The organism is Bacillus sp. LSHTCR4 (genome assembly GCF_057197025.1).
Map to the genome: position 1 here is coordinate 13824 of NZ_JBXUNO010000001.1, position 17447 is coordinate 31270.

Below are 17447 nucleotides of genomic sequence, written 5' to 3' on the forward strand. Positions count from 1 at the left end.
ACCTTATATTTACATTTGGTGGTTTATATCATTTTGTTATGTGAACTACTCTCATTATAGTATTTTTGTTTATGTTTTTATTGTTTTATGGCTTTTCTATCTAGCTAGTTTTCAAATTTAATACGATATGAAACTAGTAGCATATTCCTGAAGGAGGAAATTTATAAAATGGCAAAGACTAACTCTTACAAAAAAGTAATCGCGGGTACAATGACAGCAGCAATGGTAGCGGGTGTTGTTTCTCCAGTAGCAGCAGCAGGTAAATCGTTCCCAGACGTTCCAGCTGGTCATTGGGGATTAGATTCTATCAATTACTTAGTAGATAAAGGTGCAATCGAAGGTAAGCCAGATGGTACATACGCTCCAGCTGAAGACATCGATCGTGCTTCTGCTGCGAAAATTATGGCAATTACATTAGGATTAAAAGTTGAAGAGGGTGCACAACCATCTTTCAAAGATGCTAAAAATCATTGGGCTTCAAAATACATTGCAGCGGTTGAAAAAGCGGGTGTCGTTAGAGGGGATGGAAAAGAAAACTTCTCTCCAGACAAAAAGATTGACCGTGCTTCTTTCGCTTCTATGATCGTAGGTGCTTATAACTTAAAAGATAAAGTTAACGGCGAGTTAGTTACAAAATTTGAAGATTTATTAGATCACTGGGGTGAAGAAAAAGCTAACATCCTAATCCATCTTGGACTTTCTGAAGGAACAGGAGGAAACAAGTGGGAGCCAAATAAATCTGTATCTCGTGCAGAAGCAGCTAAATTTATCGCAGTAGCAGATAAAAAATATGGCAAAAAAGATAATGCACAAGCGAATGTAACTGATGTGAAAGTTTCTGAACCAACGAAATTAACATTAACAGGTACTGGCTTAGACAAACTTGCTGCTGATGATGTAACTCTTGAAGGAGATAAAGCTGTTGCAATCGAAGCAAGTGCTGATGGTACTTCTGCAGTTGTAACACTTGGTGGTAAAGTTGCTCCAAATAAAAATCTTACTGTAAAAGTAAAAAATCAATCATTCGTAACGAAATTCGTATACGAAGTGAAAAAATTAGCAGTAGAAAAACTTACATTTGATGATGATCGTGCTGGGCAAGCAGTTGCCTTCAAATTAAACGACGAAAAAGGTAACGCTGATGTTGAATACTTAAACTTAGCAGACCATGACGTCAAATTTGTAGCAAATAATTTAGATGGTTCACCAGCGTACATCTTTGAGAATGGAGAGGCAACTTCTTCTACAGGTAAACTTGGTGTTGGCCTTTCACACGGTGACTATAAAGTAGAAGTACAAGTTACAAAACGTGGTGGTTTAACAGTTTCTAACACTGGTATTATTACAGTGAAAAACCTTGATACACCAGCTTCTGCAATTAAAAATACTGTATTTGCGGTAGATGCAGATAAAAACGGTGTAGTATATGGTAATAAATTAACTGGAAAAGACTTTAAGCTAAACAGCCAAACGTTAGTAGTTGGTGAAAAAGCACAAATCCACAATGTAGTTGCTACAATTGCTGGAGAAGATAAAGTAGTTGATCCAAACTCAATTAGCATTAAATCTTCAAATCACGGTATTATCTCTGTAGTAAACAACTACATTACAGCTGAAGCTGCTGGTGAAGCTACACTTACTATTAAAGTAGGCGACGTTACAAAAGATGTTAAATTTAAAGTAACGACTGATTCTCGTAAATTAGTATCAGTAAAAGCTAACCCAGATAAATTACAAGTTGTTCAAAACAAAACATTACCTGTTACATTTGTAACTACTGACCAATATGGCGATCCATTTGGTGCTAACACAACTGCAATTAAAGAAGTTCTTCCGAAAACAGGTGTAGTTGCAGAAGGTGGATTAGATGTAGTAACGACTGACTCTGGTTCAATCGGTACAAAAACAATTGGTATTACAGGTAATGACGTGGGCGAAGGAACAGTTCACTTCCAAAATGCTAACGGTGAAACTTTAGGTTCATTATATGTGAACGTAACAGAAGGTAACGTTGCATTTAAAAACTTCGAACTTGTATCTAAAGTAGGTCAATACGGTGCGTCACCTGATACAAAACTTGACCTAAATGTTTCTAACACAGTTGCATATCAATTATCTAAGTACACTTCAGATCGCGTATACTCTGATCCTGAAAACTTAGAAGGTTATGTAGTTGAATCTAAAAATCCAGCTGTAGCTGAAGCTAAGATTGTTGGAAATAAAGTTGTTGTTAAAGGCTTAAAACCAGGTAAAGTTGATATCCACTTAACGAAAAATGGTGCAACTGCTGGTAAAGCGACAATTGAAATCGTTCAAGAGAAAATCGCTATTAAATCTGTAAACTTCAAACCAGTTCAAACAGAAAACTTCGTTGAGAAGAAAATTAACATCGGTACTGTATTAGAGCTTGAGAAGAGTAACTCTGATGATATCGTAAAAGGTATTAACTTAACGAAAGAAACACAACATAAAGTACGCGTTGTGAAGTCTGGTGACGACCAAGGTAAACTTTACCTTGATACAAATGGTAATGCTCACTTCGATTTATTCGATCAAGAGCTTGGTCATGTAACAGTTTCTCAAACAAGTGATTCTGTACTTCCAAACTTCAATCCAGACATTTACAATACTTTAACTACTAAGTACACTGACAAAGGTACATTAGTATTCAAAGTATTAGGTGAGAAAGATGTTCTAACAAGCGAAATCGGTTCACAAGCTGTACACGTGAATGTTCTTAATAACCCAAATCTATAAGTCGATTATAGATAAAGAAAAATCAGTGGGATGAATTCCCACTGATTTTTTTATAGAAAGAAGGCTCTTGTACATTTACAAGAGCCTTCTTTCTATTTCTTAAACTTAAACATATCCCCGCTCAAATTCGAATCACTATACACGAACAATACCATGTTAATATTGTTGTCTTTCATGTATTGATATACGTCTTTTTCGTGATAGTGACGCAGGTCGAGGATAGATGTGTGTTTGAAATTTTGTGCTAAGTGTGGCACGATTGCGTTTGCGAATGAGTCTTTTAGGACTAAGGCGCGTACTTCATTTTGTGCGTTGTTATTTTCGATGACGATTTCTGGGTAGTCATCCGTGTAATAACCTGCATATGATGTAGTATCTTTTTGTTTTTCTACGCCGTATATTTCATCTAAGTTTTGGTGAACAGTACCTTTCACATCTTTTGTGGTTACGCTTGTGAAGTTGAAACCGTCTTTCGGTGTGTAGTAGCACAATTTTTCACCATTGGCATCGATGAGTTGGTATAGCTGGTTGTTGAAGCTTCCGATTAAATGTTTATTTTGCGCACATGTACGAGTGTAGTCTTCTTTTTTTATTTCTTTTCCTTTATATATAGAAGATTGTTGCCCGATTGTGTTCATTATATATTGGTAGCCTAAGAAGGCACCGTCCATATTCCAATGATGATCTGTTTTGAAATACATATCTTGTATTTCTTCATTCGTATAGTTCTTTTTCAAGTGTTCCATAAGTTTTATTGGCTTTACGTCAGCTGGTAGTTTCTTTAGAAAGTAATTTAAATTTTCCTGTGCATATGTGTGAATATGAGAAGGTAATTTAAATGATAACGCATTCGTTTTTGACGGTGGTAAAGCAAAGTAAAACTCAACGTTTTGTTCTTTTAAAAACTGAGACAAATCGTTTATAGCAGGCATGGATTGATCAATTTCATTGTATTTTTTTGTCCACGCCGGGTTTTTCAGGAGCCATTTATCATCAGTTAAAATAATGTCGTTAATGAGAGATTTGCCCATATTAATTTGGGCAATTGTATAGTTTTTAATAAGCTCATCTCGTCCGATTAGTTGATCATTTGTGTATGTTTCGAAATCTTTAAAGAAGCTACCAGTTAGGAGAGCTTCTTTCGTAAGTGCTGGTTTTTGAGCGAGCGGCCGATTTTCAACTGGTGAAATATCTCGGTCTGTTTTGAGTAACGATAATATGCCAAATGAAAAGATAATGGTGAGAAAACCGATAAACAGGATGAGGTTCCCCAATTTTTTCATAATAACTTTTCCTTCCTACATCAGTTAAAACCTGAAATAAATAAATGGATTATATGTTGAGTTAATCAAGTACATAACCGAAATCATAAATAATGTTAGTAATAATATAGGACGTACAAATTGTATTGTGAACATATACGTTTTTGGCGCAAGTTCTAGTATGTTTTTCATTCGTTTTAAAATTGGTGTCGCTGCGATAAAGGCAATGAGAAATACGATAATGTATTCATGTACGTATAACATTGTATTGTCATCGATGAAAGATTGCCCATCTATGCCGAACATCGCTTTTAAATATTGGAACGAGTAAGCGAAATTGTCAGCTCGGAAGAAGACCCAACCGATCATAACGATTAGTAATACGTATGCATGTTGCAGCGGCTTCCATAGTTTATTTAATATTTTTTCGAATCCAGCTTTTTCAATTGAAATAATAAAGCCGTAATATAAGCCCCAGGCGATAAATGTCCAGCTCGCCCCGTGCCATAAACCAGTTAAGCCCCACACGATGAAGAGGTTACGATAATTCGCTAGTTTTGAAACGCGGTTTCCGCCGAGCGGGATATATATGTAATCGCGGAACCAAGAGCCGAGTGTAATATGCCATCTTCTCCAAAACTCTGAGATAGATTTAGAGATGTACGGGTAGTTGAAGTTTTTCGGGAAATCAAATCCGAACATTTTTCCAAGTCCGATTGCCATATCAGAGTATCCTGAGAAATCGAAATAAATTTGCAGGGTATAGGCGATAATACCGATCCATGCTGTTCCAACACTCATTTCAGATGGTGGTAAGGCAAAGATTTTATCAGCAACAAATCCAACTTGGTTAGCGATTAATATCTTTTTTGCTAGTCCGAGAACGAAAATTTGAATGCCTTCTGTGAATCGTTCAAAAGAATGGATGCGCGTTTTAATTTGCTCAGCAACGATATTGTAACGAACAATCGGTCCGGCAATAAGCTGAGGGAAAATAGATATATATAGCGCTAAGTTAAGTGGATTTTTTTGAACATCCCCATCTTTACGGTATATATCGATGACATAGGACATCGCTTGGAATGTATAAAATGAAATTCCAATTGGTAGTGGAATAGGTTCCACATGAATAGATAAGTGCAATACGTTGTTTAAAATGTCTGTGAAAAATGAAATATACTTAAAATAAGAAAGTAATAGTATATTTCCTACCACAGCCATAATTAAAAATGTGACTTTCATATTTTTTCGTTTATCATAATGATGCACGAGTAGGCCAAAGCAGTAGTTTAATACGATGGAAAAGAGCATTAAAAGAACGAAACGCGGTTCGCCCCATGCATAGAAAATTAAACTAAATGCAAGTAATACGAAATTACGTAGCTCGGCACGCACTATAAAATAGAGAAATAATACGAGAGGTAAAAAGATAAATAAGAAAATCGAACTACTAAATACCAAAGGACTCTCCTCACTTTTTCGAAATGCATTTCGTACAAAAAAACCGACATATCTATTATATATTCTTTTTTATAATAGTGCCTTTAATATTTTAGCATGTTAATAATTTGATTAAAATAATTATTCCGCATAAACGGTTTCTAATGTCATACGTAAGAAAAGCGGGCAATTAAGTGTTTTTTTATGTTGAATATAGAGGCGGTAAAGGATTGGAATAGAAAGAAGCAGCATCCAAATAGATGCTGCTTCTTTCTATTCTATTTCTAAATCAACAATTAAGTAAGCAAGTATCACAACAAAGAAAATACTAACGGCTGGTGCTGTTAAGACGTGTCCAGACATAAAGCCGATACCGAGCGATAGGACGAGTGTGCTAGCTAGTAGCATATGTTTTACGCTAAATAGTTTCTTGAAGTTTGTGATCAAGCGAATGAATATTTTTATACCGAAATAAAGAAGCGGCAATAGGTACATAAGGAAACCGACAATTCCGAATGCAAAGAATAGGTCGTGGAAATCCATTTCGACTAACTTCATTTTCGTCGTATAGTTACCAGCGTAGCCCATTCCGAAGAGTTTTTGAGATAGTGGTGCTTCTTTATAGTATTGTTTATATACTTTTAAAAACTTGTCACGATCACTGTAAATTAAACTTTTCATTTCAGAGTCTGTTAGTTCACCTTGCTTATGTTCCTCTTCTTTAACTACTTTTCCTTCTTTTCGGTCTTTTTCGTCTTGTACTGATTTTTTGTATTCATATATTTGTAAGTGGATACTCATGTTTTTTGCGATAGGGGTTTGCGGTGTAAGAACGAGTAAACCACCTAATACGACAGCAGCAACGATTGTATTTACAAGATATGTGAATCCTTTTCCTTCTTTTTTACGATGCATCATATATTCAATGAATAAGAAGAAAAGAGCGATGCCCAGTGTAATAACGATAGCACCATAGCCTACTTTCGTTCCGATCATAATGCTTGCATACATCGCAAGTACAGTTGGAATCCAGTAATACACTTTTGAGAAAGAAGTTGTTTTATGGACCGAGTATAAGACAACGATTGGGAACATAATTGCGAAAATGGAACTTAAATCATTTCCGGCAAAGAACCATCCTCTTGAACCAATTTTTGAGTTTGGATAACTTGGGAAATCTGTACCAGTTGCCATCGCTGTGATAATCGAAATACTTAAAATTAACGTTGCATATAAGAAATACGTAATAATTTTATGAAACGCAAATTCGTTATTTTTTAATTCTTTTAGTGCGATAATATATCCAAACAGTAGTACAATTGGATATACACTTTTCATAATGAATTTCACTTCTTCTCCAAATGAAACTGGAGATTTGATCATTAAATTATTCACAAGACCGATTGCGAGTACGATGCCAAATAGACATAAATAAAGAATATATTTCTTCGCGCCTTGTTGTTTATGATGAAGAAGTAGATAACCTAATGCAAGAAGCATAAAGGCGAAACGGACTACGATTCCGACTGTTGCGCTCATGTGTAATACATAGATTGAAAAAGACGTTAATAAATCTAAAATTGGTTGAAACACGATGAATAGCAGTAGGAAATGCGGGAAGTAGTTATCCGTCTGTTTTAACTTAGTAACCATATGTTCCTCCATTTCTTCATTCCTTTATTTCAGCACCCCTCTATATAATAGGAAGGGGAATGAATTTCTATATTTGATTTTTATATCAGACTTAAGAATACACCATTTCATTGTAATGGTAAATAGATGAAGAGAGGGGAGAAACCGACTTTAATTTCTATATTTTTCAACGAAATTGTATGTTTTATACAAGGTGATATACAAATTTCGTGATTATTAGACAGAAAATTAAGAAAAAAGAAGGATTTTTCACCCCTTTTCTATAATTATATAAGTATAATCTTTGTGTAGAAAAGAGGGGTATATATAATGGAAGTAACAAGTAAAACAGAATCTGTCATTGTGAAATATGAAGGGCACGTTGCAACGGTTATGGTCAATCGCCCAGAGGTGTTAAATGCATTAGATGAGCCAACATTAAAAGAGCTATTACAAAAACTGAAAGAAGTAGCAGAGAGTTCTGCACACATTGTTGTGTTATGCGGGAACGGCCGTGGTTTTTCTGCGGGTGGAGATATTAAATCGATGCTTTCAAGTAATGATGAAAGCAAGTTTGATGGTATTATGAATACTATTTCTGAAGTCGTTGTGACTTTATATACGATGCCGAAGCTTGTTATTAGTGCGATTCATGGACCAACTGCTGGTCTTGGATTAAGCATTGCGCTAACAGCTGACTATGTGATGGCGGATATATCATCCATTATTGCGATGAACTTTATTGGAATCGCTTTAATTCCAGATGGCGGCGGCCATTTCTTCCTTCAAAAGCGCGTTGGTGAAAATATGACGAAGCAAATTATTTGGGAAGGAAAGAAATTATCAGCGACAGAAGCGCTTGAAATCGGCTTAATTGATGAAGTAATCGGAGAGGATTTCCAAACGGCTGTGAAGCAAAAAATTAGTGAATGGTCACAAAAGCCGATCAAAGCGATGGTTCAAACGAAGCAAATTTTATGTGAAGTAAACCGCTCCAATTTAGAACAAACGCTGCAGCTTGAAAAACGCGGCCAATATGCGATGAGACAAACAGCAGATCATAAAGAAGGCATTGCTGCATTTTTAGAAAAACGTTTGCCTGCATTTAAAGGAGAATAAAGTGTAGTGGTAGTTGTACTGCCGGTTAATTTAGGATAAAGGGGAGAAAGTGCTAACACATTTTAGTATAATTGTGTTAGCACTTTTTTTAGGAGTAATATATGAAGAAATTGATTGGTGTTATCGTTATTATTTTACTTACATATTATGCTTTGCATAGTACACCATCTCTTGCGGTACGGACTGCACTATTTTTTGAAGGGCATCCAATTGTTGCTTTCTCAGGTGAAGTGGAGAAAGAACGGGATGTGAAAAAAGAGGCGATTCCTGATGAGTACCAAACCTTATATGGCGATAAGAAAGAAGAACCAGAGCATTATTTCTTTCCGGCAGTAAGGGCACATGGATCAGGAATTGATATGTTAAGTGCTTGTGTGAAAAAAGAGTGGTTATTTTATAAGGCAGAGCTCGGCTGCTATTAAACATAGGAGGATGAATGATGTCAGCATATAACAAGTTAGTAAGAGATCGTGTTCCAGAGAAGATTTTAATGTCTGGAAAAACATATACAGCACAAAAATTAACAGGACAAGCATACATACAAGCTTTAGCGAAAATTGGAACAGAAGAAATTCGTGAATTTGCTTCTATGAAAGAGCGTGAACATGCGCTTGATTCTCTTGCGGATGCACTGGAAGTAATCATCTCATTAGCGCGTGCAGAAGGTGCAACAATTGAAGATGTAGAACGTCTTCGTAAGCAGAAAGAAATAGAGCGCGGTGGGTTTGAAAGAGGCATTTATTTGTTGGATGTTTCAGAAGAATAGATTTGTAGGGCAAGCATAGCGTTATGCATTAACGCTATGCTTTTTTGTTGCAATTAAGCTAATCATGAAGAAGATAGCTGTTAATACCCAGCCAACTGTAATAGAAGTAGTAGTATGAACTGCATAAGAAACTTGTAAACAAAGTAATGATGCTAAAAACCAAATGAGTGCAATGTGTACATATTTTTTTGATATATTCATAATGTATAACTCCTTTTATATACTAAAGTGAATTTTACTATAATTTAGAAAATTAAGCTATATGAGTAGAGGTTTTCTAGCAAATTTTGTATACTAAATAATAGAAGAAATGAGGAGGAAACGACAATGGCACATCATGCGAAAGAAACGATGGAACTTATTAAGGAGCTTGTCTCTATTCCAAGTCCGTCTGGAAATACAGAGAAAATTATTCGTTTTATTGAAAACTATGTAAGTGAGTGGAATGTAGAAACAAAGCGTAACAATAAAGGTGCTCTTATTTTAACGGTAAAAGGGAAAAATGATGCACAGCACCGCTTATTAACAGCACACGTTGATACGTTAGGTGCGATGGTGAAAGAAATTAAGCCTGATGGTCGTCTGAGTCTTTCTATGATTGGCGGATTTCGCTGGAACTCTGTAGAAGGAGAATATTGTGAAATTGAAACATCAAGTGGTAAGACGTATACAGGAACGATTTTAATGCATCAAACATCTGTGCATGTATATAAAGATGCAGGTGAAGCGAAACGTGATGAGAAAAATATCGAGGTTCGTATTGATGAGCGCGTATTTTCAGCTGATGAAGTACGTGAATTAGGGATTGAAGTAGGAGACTTCGTTTCATTTGATCCACGCGTTCAAATTACAGAGAGTGGATACATAAAATCACGTCATTTAGATGACAAAGTAAGTGTTGCAATTCTATTAAAATTAATTAAGAGATTACAAGATGGAAACGTAACATTACCATATACAACTCATTTCTTAATCTCTAACAATGAAGAGATTGGATACGGTGGTAACTCTAACATTCCAGAAGAAACGGTTGAATATTTAGCGGTTGATATGGGAGCGCTAGGTGATGGACAAGCATCTGACGAGTATACAGTATCTATTTGTGCAAAAGACTCTAGTGGGCCGTATCATTATGCACTGCGTAAACATTTAGTAGAGCTTGCGAAAATGAACAATATTGAATATAAAGTAGATATTTATCCGTATTATGGATCGGATGCATCAGCTGCGATTCGCGCTGGATTTGATGTGAAACATGCATTAATTGGAGCAGGTATTGATTCTTCTCATGCATTTGAGCGTACGCATGAAAGTTCGATTGCTCATACAGAAGCACTTGTTTATGCATATGTATTATCAGAGATGATTGCAGAATAAGAAAAGAAATAGGCTACCTCTAGTAGCCTATTTTTTGTTTGTAGAGAAATCGATTTTATTTAACCAAAAGTAAATTAATTGTAGTTTGTTTTACAATATGAAGAAAGTAGGTTTACTACATAATTCGAGTATTATAGAATAATAGAGGCGCACTAATTTTTTTTTGTTCGTATTTTCCGGAATTTGTATATTAAGATTACGCGTTATTAAAAGGTGATTGTCGAGAGGAGTATTATTTTTTATGAAGTATCGTGCAGTCGCGGCAGGTATTTTAGCCGCAAGTTTATTATCGTCTCCAGTAAGTAGTTTCGCAGCAGCGAAGAAGTTTTCGGATGTTCCTACATGGGCGCAAGAATCAGTTGATTATTTAGTAGGAAAAAAAGCGCTTGTTGGAAAGCCAGATGGAACGTTTTCTCCATCTGAAGCAGTAGATAAAGGATCAGCTGCAAAGATCTTAGCAGTCGTTCTTGGTTTACCAATTGATCCAAAAGCAAAGCCATCTTTTAAAGATGCACAAAATCATTGGGCAGCTCCGTACATTGCTGCAGTGGAAAAAGCAGGTGTAATTAATGGAGATGGTACTGGTAAATTTAATCCATCAAGCAAAATTAACCGTGCATCTATGGCATCTATGTTAGTACAAGCATACTCATTAGAAAAGAAAATTATTGGAGAACTTCCAACACAGTTTAAAGATTTGGAACTTCATTGGGGTAAGAAACAAGCTAATATTTTAGTAGCCTTAGAGATTTCTAATGGTACAGGAAATGGCTGGAATCCTGAAGGAACTGTAACTCGTGCAGAAGCAGCTCAGTTCATTGCGAAGGCTGATCAAAATAAAACAAATACATCAAAAAGAATGTATATGAACAGAAACTTTATTACATATCATCAACCATCATTATCATCTGGTATTACTGACGTTCAGCATAAGCCACAAATGGTTGAAGTGAAAGAACAAAGAGCAGACGGCTGGTTAAAAATTGTAACAAGTAAAGGTGAAAAGTGGACACCTCTAAACGAAAAAACAGAAACAATTAACCAAGACTTTACTGCATATGAATTAGCTTCACATAGTTCTAAAGTGCTAGGTACATATAATGCACAAACAGTAACGATTATGGAAGAGAGTGGAAGCTGGATTCGTATCCGCGTAGGCGCTGGTTTCCAGTGGGTTGATAAAAATCAATTAAACCCAGTAAAACAAGAGAACTTCTTAGAAGGTAAAGCGATTATTATTGATCCAGGTCACGGTGGAATGGACTCAGGTAATGTTGGTTATTATGAGAAAGAAAGTGAAACTGTATTAGATGTATCATTACGATTAAAGAAAATCTTTGAGCAAAAAGCACCATTTACTGTTATGTTCACTCGTACAGATAATACACGTCCAGGAGTAAACTCGACAGATTCATTGAAAAAACGAGTAGAGTTTGCACAGGAACATAATGGAGATATTTTTGTAAGTATCCATGCTAATGGCTCTCAATATAAAAATGGACAAGGTACAGAAACATTATATTATCAGTCAGCAAGAGCAAAAGTAACGAATCCGCATGTAGAAGACAGTAAGTTATTAGCACAAAAAATTCAAGACCGTCTTGTAGCGGCACTTGGAACAAAAGATCGTGGTGTGAAACATCAGGACTTATACGTTACTAGAGAAAATACAATGCCAGCTGTATTAACAGAATTAGCATTTGTAGATAATAAAAGTGATGCAGATAAAATTGCTACACCAAAACAGAGACAAGCTGCAGCAGAAGCGATTTATCAAGGTATTTTAGATTATTACGAAGCAAAAGGTAATAACGTATCTTCTTTCCGTTAATAAATAAAAAGAGATTGCCAATTGGCAGTCTCTTTTATTTATTAACGTTTCTCTTTATTTCAGGCATGTGATATCATTTAATTTTATACGAAAAAGTATTGTAATTATAACGATATAGAGGATGATAATAGATTGAATAATCATAGTAAAACACCTGCATGTATATATACGTATGCATTTCGCGAGGAGGAGCGTGCTTTATGTTACTTGGAAATGCGCTCGTTCTTTGGAATGGAGTCTCACGTTAATATTTTAAAAAGTGATGTCAAAATTGACCCGAGTAGAAGTGCGTTTATGAAAGAGCGCGTTGAGGTTATGTATGAAGGGGACGACTTAGAAAGTATTTTGAAACAAGTAGAACAAATTGATTTGGCGGGGGCGACGTTCAAAGTTATCTTCGTTAAAATTAATGACCTTGTTGGAGAGAATAAAATTGAATATGGAGAAAGACGTCTGATAGAGCGAGACCTCGGCATGCATATTGAAGGGGAAGCGGATGTTCGTAATCCAGAGCGTGTATTCGGGATTGTTCCTCTTGGAGGACGCTGGTACTTCGGGCACTATGTAGAAAGTGAACCAGTTTGGTATCACCACATAAAAAAACCGCATAGCTATTCGACATCTCTTAGCACACGCGTTGCGAGATCGGTTGCAAATATTGCGGTGCCAAATCCAGAGGGAGTACGAGCAATTGACCCATGCTGCGGCATTGGAACAGTAGTAGTAGAAGCACTTTCTATGGGGATTAACATCGTTGGTAGAGATATAAATCCACTTGTAGTTCTTGGAACGAGAAAAAATATCGCGCATTTCGGATTGGAAGGAACAGTAACAAAAGGTCCAATCGAGGAAATTACTGAGAACTACGACGTTGCAATTATCGATATGCCGTATGATTTATTCACTCACGCAACACCAGAAGATCAACTCTCCATTCTTTCAAGCGCGCGCCGCATCGCTAAAAAGGTAGTCGTTGTCACGATGGAAACGATGGACGACATGATCCATGAAGCAGGATTTGAAATTACAGATCGCTGTATCACAAGAAAAGGATCGTTTACTAGACAAATTCTTGTTTGTGAATAAGAAAGGAAGGTCACCCGTTTGGGTGACCTTTTTTTATTTGTATGAATGTGTGATTGGTTGGTGGAATGGAGGAGTGATTTGGCGGAATTTGTCGGTAAGTCGATATTCCATGTCGAATCGCCGATATATTGTGTGGAATCGCTGATATATTCTAAGAATCGCCGATATCGTTACATTAGAATATTACTGTTCTTTTAATTTCTCTTGTTGTGCAAGTAGTAAATTGCGCAAGACGTGTCCGCGGTAACTTTCTAGCTTTCGTCCTTCATGATAGCGCACGCCTAATTTTTTTAGTTCGGCTACGTACCAACCTTTTGTTCCGTAATACATTGGATCACTTCCTTTTTGCTTTTGAACAGTATATGTGGTGGGGGGAGAGAATTTTCTTTTTTAGGGTTACAAAATTAAAAAAACATGTAAGGAGAATGGGATATCACTTCTATTTTTAGTTTATTAAAATAGGCTTTATAGTAAGAATTTCTGAAAATATAAAGGAGGAATATGCTTTGTTTCCAGGTACTTTATATGAAACACATGTTAAAACGAAAAATTTAGAAGTCGCAAAAGAGTTTTATACTAAACTTGGATTATTTCATGCTCGTACGATTGAAGAACGACGTGTAGCATTCTTTTGGTTTGATAAAGAACATGAGAGGGAACAAATGCTGGGTATTTGGGAGGTATCAGAAGAAGCATTCCATACAAGTCACTTTGCATTCAAGGTTAACTATGAAGAAATCATTCATGCAAGGGAATGGCTTCTTAATAAAGGAATAAACCCAAGGGCCGCTTTTGGTCTTGAACCTTCCGAGCCTATGGTCCAAACCTGGACACCTACTGCAAATCTTTATTTTTATGATCCAGACGGTAATTCTTTAGAATTTCTATGTTTACTTCCAGAAAAGAAAAACGTAAAACAAGATGTCATGTATTTAAGTGAGTGGGAAAAATTGCCGAGTGAAATATAAATTTGATTTTGGAAACTTATTTTAAAAGGAACGATAAGCTTGTCTATACAGTATCACACCCTGAGTTTTCGGGGTTCTTTGTTTGGGATTTTGTGAGTGCAGGACTGATTCGGGGTTAATACTCACCGACTGTCCACTGTATAAAAAAATAGACAGTAATGTATGCTTTTTTAAACAATGTATACAAATTTATACCCTACGCGTTGGCATGATATTTGCAATAAAAATAGTATCAACATATAGGGGAGAGATAGAAATGAAGGTTAGTAAAGTGTATACAACAATTGATGCGCACGTAGCTGGGGAACCGCTTCGAATTATTACGGGTGGTGTGCCAGAAATAAAAGGAGAAACGCAGTTAGAAAGACGTGCATACTGCATGGAACATTTGGATCATCTTCGTGAGGTTCTTATGTATGAACCGAGGGGGCATCACGGGATGTACGGTTGTATTATTACTCCGCCTGCAAGTGCTCACGCTGATTTTGGTGTGTTATTTATGCACAATGAAGGTTGGAGTACGATGTGTGGTCATGGTATTATCGCTGTTATTACAGTAGGAATTGAAACAGGTATGTTTGAAGTGACAGGTGAAAAACAAAAGTTCATTATTGATAGCCCTGCTGGGGAAGTAATTGCGTATGCAAAATATAACGGGAGCGAAGTAGAGTCCGTATCATTTGAAAACGTTCCTTCATTTGTATACAAAAAAGACGTTCCTATTAAAATAGATAACTATGAGTTTCAAGTAGATATCGCGTTTGGTGGAGCTTTTTATGCTGTTGTAGATAGTAAAGAATTTGGCTTGAAAGTCGATTTCAAAGACTTACCTGCTATTCAAACGTGGGGCGGTAAAATTAAGCATTACATTGAGAGCCAAATGGAAGTAAAGCACCCGCTTGAAGAAGGTTTAAAAGGAATATACGGTGTTATTTTCTCAGATGAACCGAAAGGGGAAGACGCAACGTTACGAAATGTAACGATTTTTGCTGACGGGCAAGTAGATCGTTCTCCTTGCGGCACAGGAACTTCCGCAAGAATCGCAACTCTTTTTGCAAAAGATGCTTTACAAAAGGGAGAAATTTTCGTCCACGAATGCATTACTGACGGGAAATTCGAAGGAGAAGTATTGTCGGTAACAGCGGTACATACATATGAAGCTGTCGTTCCGAAAGTAACAGGGAATGCATTTATTACAGGATTTCATCAGTTCGTTGTAGATCCGAGAGATGATTTGAATCGGGGATTTTTGTTAGGATAAGAAGAGGGGGGTGGAAAGATATGCTAGTTATAAGCGCGAACGAACAACGAAACTTAGTAAATATGAACGAAGTCATTGAATACGCAGCGCTTGCTTTACAAGAATTTTCTGCAGAAAGAACGATTACACCAATACGTGGCTCATTACCATTTGCAAGCGAACAAAATACCGCATTAATTATGCCTTCAGTAGCGGAAGGACTTGAAGCACTTGGCTTAAAAGTAGTAACAGTCGTCCCGCAGAATAAAAAGGTAGGAAAGAAAACGATAAACGGGATTGTGATGCTATCAGACTTTCAAACGGGAGAACCGCTCGCACTTTTAGAAGGATCCTACTTAACGATGATTCGAACAGGCGCCTTATCCGGAGTAGCGACAAAACATTTAGCTCGTCATAACGCAAAAACTTTATGCATTATTGGGACCGGAGAACAAGCGAAGGGAATTGCCGAAGCTATATTCGCGGTTAGAGATATCGAGAAGGTCATTTTATACAATCGAACAGAAGAAAAAGCGTATGCATTTGCGCGATATATACAAGATAAATTCAATAAGCCTGCTTACGTTCACACAGATCCAAATGAAGCAATAAGCGAAGCAGATATCATCGTCACAACTACGAACGCATCCACACCAGTCTTCTCAGAAATCTTGCAAAAAGGCGTCTACATAAACGCCGTTGGTTCATTCAAACCGAACATGCAAGAACTACCATCTCACGCCATCGCTAATGCAAATAAAGTAGTAGTCGAATCGAAAGAAGCAGCATTAGAAGAGACAGGGGACCTTCAAGTTCCGATACAGGAAGGTTTATTCAAAGCTAGCGACATCCATGCCGAACTTGGTCAAATTATAAGCGGGGAAAAAGCAGGCCGCGAAAGTGATGAAGAGATTACTGTTTTCAAATCAGTTGGTTTGGCAGTGGTGGATATTATCGTTGCGAAGTATTTGTATGAGAGAGCGGTGGAGCGTGGAGTTGGGAATAGGATTGAGTTTTGAGGGACTGCCTTTTTGGTGGTCTTTTTGCGATGTTATTTGATTGTTAGTGGGAAATTTTTCTTATTTTAAAATATTTATATATAAATTATAAAAATAATTATATAATTTATAATGATGAAAACGGTTTATGGAAACGATAAGAAAGGAAAATAAAGTATGGAGGAATGGATAGCGAGTCAGAAGGAAACCACCCATCATAAAATAGCGATAATATTATTTCCTATCACTCTATTTTTAGGGTATATCCATCCAGGATTATTTGGTTTCGGGTTGTTTTTATTTTTTATTATTACATCATTTAAGTTATTGAAAAAAATGCTATTTTTCATGATAATTTTAGGTTTGATATCGGTAATTCTTCCATTTTTAGCCCCCATTATTTTTATTGTTATGCTCGTTCTCTTTTTTATGAGAATTCAGTTTGTCATAAAAAATTGGAGGCCATTTTTAGCTGGGTTACTTATATATGGAATCGCGGCTATTTTACTAACTAGAATGAGTTTCGATCCTACTAGTACGTTAGTATACGATTCTTCATTTAGTAAATTAATGGAGTCTATTATCGTTTCAGCATTAGGATTTATCGGTATAAGAACAACGTTAATTTGGTTATATGGTCATAATTATAGTAGTTATACGGCCCTTGGTATTATGGGAAGTGTACCTCTTATTATTATTTCATTCATTTTGCCGTTTTTAAAAATGCATATGGGTGGAGATGTGTATGTTGCGGAACCAGGAGTAGTGGATGGACACGCTGTTACGGGAGAAACAGTTGTACATTCTTCAGATGCTCACATAACCAAAGGGGCGAATTTACAACATGTACAACCACATGTAAGAACGGCGCCAGACGGAGATGTAACGAATAATTTATCGTATCATGGTCCGGATGCGAAGCCAGTGAATCCAGATACGGTAGCAGTGAAGGGGTATGTAAGAACAGCGCC

Annotated in this window: 15 protein-coding genes and 1 pseudogene; 11 read left to right on the forward strand and 5 right to left on the reverse strand. The window is 36.5% G+C overall.

The genetic code is table 11. The annotated features are described in order from the left end of the window. Positions 1 to 168 precede the first annotated feature (168 nt). The gene (locus AC2CGR_RS00050; RefSeq protein WP_087963816.1) at positions 169 to 2757 is read left to right on the forward strand and encodes an S-layer homology domain-containing protein; all 2589 of its coding nucleotides are present in this window, start codon (positions 169 to 171) and stop codon (positions 2755 to 2757) included. Between the two features lie 92 nt (positions 2758 to 2849). Here AC2CGR_RS00050 and patB1 read toward each other — a convergent pair whose 3' ends face one another. The 3 genes from patB1 to AC2CGR_RS00065 all read right to left on the reverse strand — a co-directional run bounded on the left by patB1 (position 2850) and on the right by AC2CGR_RS00065 (position 7112). Next, positions 2850 to 4040: a secondary cell wall polysaccharide O-acetyltransferase PatB1 gene (gene patB1 / locus AC2CGR_RS00055; protein WP_087963817.1), complete on the reverse strand. Its 1191-nt coding sequence runs from the start codon at positions 4038 to 4040 to the stop codon at positions 2850 to 2852. A 24-nt stretch (positions 4041 to 4064) separates the two neighbouring features. After that, complete coding sequence (locus tag AC2CGR_RS00060) at positions 4065 to 5480, reverse strand: MBOAT family O-acyltransferase (protein ID WP_087963818.1); 1416 nt, start codon at positions 5478 to 5480, stop codon at positions 4065 to 4067. 252 nt (positions 5481 to 5732) lie between these two features. Further along, positions 5733 to 7112, reverse strand: coding sequence for an O-antigen ligase family protein (locus AC2CGR_RS00065; RefSeq protein ID WP_033691807.1), 1380 nt, complete (start codon positions 7110 to 7112; stop codon positions 5733 to 5735). 309 nt (positions 7113 to 7421) lie between these two features. Between AC2CGR_RS00065 and AC2CGR_RS00070 the strand changes: the two genes are divergently transcribed. The 3 genes from AC2CGR_RS00070 (at position 7422) to AC2CGR_RS00080 (ending at position 8976) form a co-directional block, all read left to right on the forward strand. Beyond that, positions 7422 to 8210: an enoyl-CoA hydratase gene (locus tag AC2CGR_RS00070; RefSeq protein WP_087963820.1), complete on the forward strand. Its 789-nt coding sequence runs from the start codon at positions 7422 to 7424 to the stop codon at positions 8208 to 8210. 101 nt (positions 8211 to 8311) lie between these two features. Further along, on the forward strand, positions 8312 to 8632 hold the full coding sequence (locus AC2CGR_RS00075; protein WP_087963821.1) for a hypothetical protein: 321 nt from the start codon (positions 8312 to 8314) through the stop codon (positions 8630 to 8632). Between the two features lie 17 nt (positions 8633 to 8649). Further along, positions 8650 to 8976 (forward strand): nucleoside triphosphate pyrophosphohydrolase, encoded by a 327-nt coding sequence (locus AC2CGR_RS00080; RefSeq protein ID WP_001277353.1) that lies wholly within the window; start codon positions 8650 to 8652, stop codon positions 8974 to 8976. Between the two features lie 21 nt (positions 8977 to 8997). On the opposite strand, the gene AC2CGR_RS00085 is transcribed toward AC2CGR_RS00080, so the two are convergent. Next, entirely contained in the window at positions 8998 to 9177 is a 180-nt protein-coding gene (locus AC2CGR_RS00085) for a hypothetical protein (RefSeq protein WP_087963822.1), read from the reverse strand. Between the two features lie 126 nt (positions 9178 to 9303). On the opposite strand from AC2CGR_RS00085, the gene AC2CGR_RS00090 reads away from it, so the two are divergent. From AC2CGR_RS00090 to AC2CGR_RS00100, 3 genes are all read left to right on the forward strand, one after another. Beyond that, on the forward strand, positions 9304 to 10353 hold the full coding sequence (locus AC2CGR_RS00090; protein WP_270185458.1) for a M42 family metallopeptidase: 1050 nt from the start codon (positions 9304 to 9306) through the stop codon (positions 10351 to 10353). A gap of 241 nt (positions 10354 to 10594) precedes the next feature. After that, a complete protein-coding gene (locus tag AC2CGR_RS00095) occupies positions 10595 to 12184 on the forward strand; it encodes an N-acetylmuramoyl-L-alanine amidase (RefSeq protein ID WP_270185457.1) in 1590 nt (529 codons plus the stop codon). A gap of 132 nt (positions 12185 to 12316) precedes the next feature. After that, positions 12317 to 13270, forward strand: a complete 954-nt coding sequence (locus AC2CGR_RS00100) for a TRM11 family SAM-dependent methyltransferase (RefSeq protein ID WP_087963824.1) — start codon at positions 12317 to 12319, stop codon at positions 13268 to 13270. 183 nt (positions 13271 to 13453) lie between these two features. Here AC2CGR_RS00100 and AC2CGR_RS00105 read toward each other — a convergent pair. Beyond that, positions 13454 to 13654: pseudogene (locus tag AC2CGR_RS00105) on the reverse strand (YflJ family protein); the annotation flags it as partial. Between the two features lie 122 nt (positions 13655 to 13776). Between AC2CGR_RS00105 and AC2CGR_RS00110 the strand changes: the two are divergent. The 4 genes from AC2CGR_RS00110 to AC2CGR_RS00125 form a co-directional block, all read left to right on the forward strand. Further along, positions 13777 to 14238, forward strand: coding sequence for a VOC family protein (locus tag AC2CGR_RS00110; RefSeq protein ID WP_087963825.1), 462 nt, complete (start codon positions 13777 to 13779; stop codon positions 14236 to 14238). A 208-nt stretch (positions 14239 to 14446) separates the two neighbouring features. Continuing rightward, the gene (locus tag AC2CGR_RS00115) at positions 14447 to 15499 is read left to right on the forward strand and encodes a proline racemase family protein (RefSeq protein WP_484480389.1); all 1053 of its coding nucleotides are present in this window, start codon (positions 14447 to 14449) and stop codon (positions 15497 to 15499) included. A gap of 20 nt (positions 15500 to 15519) precedes the next feature. Further along, entirely contained in the window at positions 15520 to 16497 is a 978-nt protein-coding gene (locus tag AC2CGR_RS00120) for an ornithine cyclodeaminase family protein (RefSeq protein ID WP_270185453.1), read from the forward strand. Between the two features lie 156 nt (positions 16498 to 16653). Beyond that, a partial coding sequence (locus AC2CGR_RS00125) for a hypothetical protein (protein ID WP_484480390.1) occupies positions 16654 to 17447 on the forward strand: 794 nt, incomplete at its 3' end.